The organism is Brevundimonas sp. (genome assembly GCF_044239655.1).
Classification (GTDB): Bacteria; Pseudomonadota; Alphaproteobacteria; order Caulobacterales; family Caulobacteraceae; genus Brevundimonas.
In genome coordinates this window covers 1-3,992 of sequence record NZ_JBIIAY010000181.1, presented here as the reverse complement: position 1 = coordinate 3,992, position 3,992 = coordinate 1, and the positions used below count along the sequence as shown (strand labels likewise).

Annotated in this window: 5 protein-coding genes; 3 read left to right on the top strand and 2 right to left on the bottom strand. The window is 68.9% G+C overall.

The window, feature by feature from the left end; genetic code table 11:
• On the bottom strand, positions 1–1,392 hold a 1,392-nt coding region (locus ACILQR_RS15860), incomplete at its 3' end, for a phosphatidylglycerol lysyltransferase domain-containing protein (RefSeq protein WP_395652345.1).
• A gap of 106 nt (positions 1,393–1,498) precedes the next feature.
• Between ACILQR_RS15860 and ACILQR_RS15855 the strand changes: the two genes are divergently transcribed.
• Positions 1,499–1,996 (top strand): superoxide dismutase, encoded by a 498-nt coding sequence (locus ACILQR_RS15855; protein ID WP_395652344.1) that lies wholly within the window; start codon positions 1,499–1,501, stop codon positions 1,994–1,996.
• A gap of 76 nt (positions 1,997–2,072) precedes the next feature.
• On the opposite strand, the gene ACILQR_RS15850 is transcribed toward ACILQR_RS15855, so the two are convergent.
• Positions 2,073–2,327, bottom strand: a complete 255-nt coding sequence (locus ACILQR_RS15850; RefSeq protein ID WP_395652343.1) for a GlsB/YeaQ/YmgE family stress response membrane protein — start codon at positions 2,325–2,327, stop codon at positions 2,073–2,075.
• Between the two features lie 213 nt (positions 2,328–2,540).
• Here ACILQR_RS15850 and ACILQR_RS15845 point away from each other — a divergent pair, with 213 nt between their 5' ends.
• Both ACILQR_RS15845 and hisN read left to right on the top strand, forming a co-directional pair.
• Complete coding sequence (locus ACILQR_RS15845; RefSeq protein WP_271145251.1) at positions 2,541–2,921, top strand: helix-turn-helix domain-containing protein; 381 nt, start codon at positions 2,541–2,543, stop codon at positions 2,919–2,921.
• A 132-nt stretch (positions 2,922–3,053) separates the two neighbouring features.
• On the top strand, positions 3,054–3,839 hold the full coding sequence (hisN, locus tag ACILQR_RS15840) for a histidinol-phosphatase (protein WP_395652342.1): 786 nt from the start codon (positions 3,054–3,056) through the stop codon (positions 3,837–3,839).
• Positions 3,840–3,992 lie beyond the last annotated feature (153 nt).

Genomic DNA, 3,992 nt, shown 5'->3' with positions numbered 1-3,992 from the left:
GTCGGGGACGTGGCGCATCAGGTCGATGGCGACCTCCCTAGTCTCCCCCGCGCCCGGCAACAGGTTGGCGAAGGCGACGATGCGCCCCTCCGTTTCAGAACTGCTTCCCTCCACCGTCTGTCGCACGACGGCGAGCGGGGTGAGATCGAGGTAGGCGGGGTCGAACCGGCCCAGCGAGAAGGCCTTCTCCTCGCCGTTGTGCTCGGCCAGCCACGCGTCGGACACGGCGCGCAGCTCATCCGCAATCCCCGACGCCGATCCGGGCGGCAGGACGACGAAGGATGCCCCCTCCCGCTCGGCTCGGTTGACGGCGGTCCTCAGGTTCTGGCGCGGCTTGCCCTCCAGGGTGAAGGCGGCGACCTCGACCACGGCGGTCTCGCCGACCTTGCGCACCGCCAGACCCATGGTCGCCAGATCGGCGAGCAACCCCTCACCCACCGAATAGAAGACCGGGGCCCCACCATAGCTGTCGGCCAGTTCGGAGAAGGCCCAGAGCAGGTCCAGTCGCTCGGATTTCAGCCCCGCCGGCTCGCCCATCGCGATCCAGCGCCGCCCGCGCACGCGGTAGCTGAGGAAGCTGCGGCCGGAGGGACTGAACAGCAGGGCCTTGTCGCCCAGCGCCGCCAGCCAGGCTTCCGGCGCGGCCCTATGGAGCGGAGACTGGGCCGCCTCGGCCAGGGCGGCCAGGGCGCGGGCCCGATCCTGGGCATCGGGCAGGCGACGACGGCCCGATCCGGGTGCGGCCAGAAGCGACACCGCCGCGATCAGCAGGGTGAGGATCGACAGCACGGCCGCCGCGCGCAGAAAGCCCGAGGCCTCACTGTCGCTCAGAAAGGTCCACCAGAGTTCGTCGGTATAGGCCACGTCGCGATAGGCGAATAAGCCCAGCCAGACCATGGCGACCACCGCCGTGACGACCAGCAGCAGCCAGCCGGGTCGCAGGGGCTCCACCAGGCGCGAACGCCGGTCGAACGCCGGCTTGCACGGCGTCAGCAGGGCGGCCACGGCCACGAGTTGCAGCGCCTCTTCCCAGTTCAGGCCCTTGAGCATGGTGAAGACCGCGCCCGCCAGCATGGCTCCCAGCGCCAGCCAGTATGCCCCCCGCCGCCTGCGCCACAGACCGGCGGCGAGCAGCAAGAGCAGGAAGCCGATCACGCTGGCCGCGAAATGGGAGATGTCGATCAGAAACGGCGAAAAGGTCTCGCGGACGATCGACAACCGGTATGAAAACGCCGGGGTCACCGCCGATATCAGGGTCAGGGCACCCGCGCCGAACACCACCACGCCGAAGGCCTGGGGCGAGGCCTCGCGCCCCAGGGCGAGCAGGCGGATCAGGATACCGGGGCGGCGGCGGGGCGAACTCATGGCGGTCTGATAGCGGGATTTGGCCAACCGTGGCGCCCCCAAGGTCATTCCGGGGCGGGTGAAACATTCCGAAATGAACGGTGTTTGTCTGTCTGCGGCGCACCTCTGCCGCGCAACTCCGGACCGATCCGACATGATCCGCAAGACCGCTCTTCTGACCAGCATCGCCGGCCTGATGCTGACGGCCGCCCCTGCCCTGGCGCAGGAGGCGATGACACCACCCGCCCCGACCCAGACCCAGCCCGCTCCGGCTCAGACGCCGCCGGACCCTGCCGCAGCCGCGACCCCTGCCCAGCCCGCCACGCTGCAGCTGCAACCCGGCTCGGACGTGAAGGGTTCTGACGGGACCGTGCTCGGCAAGCTGGAGGGCGCGCGCAACAATGATGCGGGCGAACAGGAACTGACCGTGCGCGGTGCGGATGGCCAGCTCAAGGGCGTGCCGCTGGGCGGTCTGCGTCAGGACGGTGCCGGCGTCGTGGTCGGCTGGACCTCCACCGAGTTCACGGCGGCCCCGGCCATCGCCGAGGACGCGGCCCCGACCGAGGCGGCCACCCCGCCGGCGACCGACGAACCGGCCTCTGACGACGCCGAGAGCGAGGCGGCCGAACCGGCTCCGACCCAGCCTCAGTAAGGTTTCCCGACCCGGCATAGAAAAGAGGCGGTCCCGACGGGACCGCCCCTTCTTTATGTTCCGATCCCGAGAAGGATCAGGCGCGGCGCTTGACCAGGCCCAGCAGGAACAGCAGCAGGCAGGCACCGCCGAATGCCACGATCAGTGTCATGAAGTTGAAACCGCCCACACCGACGTTGAACAGGTTGTTGGCGATGAAGCCGCCGATCAGAGCGCCGACGACGCCGACGATCAGGTTGGTGACCAGGCCATGGCTACGACCCATGACCTTTTCCGCGAGCCAGCCGGCGACGATGCCGATGACAATCCATCCGATAATTCCGAGACCCATTGTGGTGACCCTTCCAAGTCAAGCTTTCGATGGGCCTGTAATGCGTCGCCACCTTTCGGGTTGCGTCCCGGCCCGTCGAAATGCCGCAGGGCCGCCGAATCCGTTCGGCGAACGCTGCAACTCCCTCCCCAAGCGAAACCGGCATGTCGCTTGCGGCTGGTAAGGCGAGCCGTCCCGTCTTGGGACACTCCATCAGAATGGGGAAATGGGGCCATGGCCACCGATATCGATCTTCACCTGGGCCGCCGCCTGCGCCGTCGCCGCCGCCTGCTGGGCCTGACCCAGCAACAGCTCGCGCTCCAGGTCGGCATCCGCTTCCAGCAGATCCAGAAGTACGAGTGCGGCGCCAACCGGATCTCGGCCGCCCGCCTGTGGCAGCTGGCCGAGGCGCTGGAATCGCCGGTCAACTATTTCTACGACGGCCTGACCGAGGCCATGGAACGCAAGGAGGCCGCCGGGGCCAACGGCGGCGAGATGTTTTCCCGCAAGGAAACCCTCGACCTGATCCAGGCCTACTACCAGCTCGGCGAGCGCCCGCGCCGCCGCCTTCTGGACCTGGCCAAGTCGCTGCACGCGGAAGAGCCTGTCGCATAGTCTTGGGGCGCTATCGCTCGCGACGCGGTCGCTCGCTGCTTGAGCGCGGGGTGGAGTGGTTGGTGGTTAGTGGTTAGTGGTTCGGGGGCCGGCGACGGCAACCACTAATCACAAATCACGAACCACTCTTCCATGACCTCCTTCGAAGCCTTCGCCGTCGATCTGGCGCGCACGGCCGCCGCCGTGACCCTGCCGTTCTTTCGCGGCGAGTATGCGCAGGAGAACAAGGCGGGGCCCGGGGCCTTCGATCCCGTGACCCAGGCCGACAAGGAGGCGGAGGCCGCGATCCGTCGGGCGATCGCCGCCCGCTATCCCGACCACGGCGTCATCGGCGAGGAGTATGGCGAGGATCGGCCCGACGCCGAGCACGTCTGGATCCTGGATCCCATCGACGGCACTCGCGCCTTCATCGCCGGCCTGCCGCTGTGGACGACCCTGATCGGGCTGCGCGTCCAGGGGACGCCCAGCGTCGGCGTGATCGCCCAGCCCTATCTCGACGAAGTCTTCCTCGGCGGGCCGTCGGGCGCCGTCCTTATGCGCGGGGATGCGACCACGCCCCTGCGCACCCGCGCCTGTCCGGCCCTGACCGAGGCGGTCATCGCCACCACGGATCCCGACATCTTCACCGGCGCCGAACTGGGCGCCTGGACCCAGGTGCGGGCGGCGGCGCGTCTGGCCCGCTACGGCTGCGATGCCTATGCCTATGCCATGGTGGCCGCCGGGCGGATCGATCTGGTGGCCGAGGCCGGACTCAAGCTCTGGGACTGGTCGGCCCTGATCCCCGTGGTCGAGGCGGCCGGCGGCGCGGTCACCAACTGGCGCGGCGAGGCGATCGACGGCACGGGGCAGATTCTCGCGGTCGGCGACACCGCGATCCGGGACCAGGCGCTGGTGACGCTGAAGCGCGCTGCTTTGTAGGGTCCAGGTGCGAGGGGCGAGGGGCGAGGGGCGAGGGGCAAGGTGCGCTCGGCTCTGCTTGGCCATAGCGGCCCTGTTCATTAGATCGGCGACGCGCTTCAATCACCTCGTCCCTGACCCCTAGCCCCTCGCCCCTTCTCATGTCCCACCGCA

Coding starts and splice junctions, on each gene's coding strand:
- ACILQR_RS15855 (WP_395652344.1), top strand. CDS start 1,499: ATGATCCGCAAGACCGCTCTTCTGACCAGCATCGCCGGCCTGATGCTG.
- ACILQR_RS15850 (WP_395652343.1), bottom strand. CDS start 2,327: ATGGGTCTCGGAATTATCGGATGGATTGTCATCGGCATCGTCGCCGGC.
- ACILQR_RS15845 (WP_271145251.1), top strand. CDS start 2,541: ATGGCCACCGATATCGATCTTCACCTGGGCCGCCGCCTGCGCCGTCGC.
- hisN (WP_395652342.1), top strand. CDS start 3,054: ATGACCTCCTTCGAAGCCTTCGCCGTCGATCTGGCGCGCACGGCCGCC.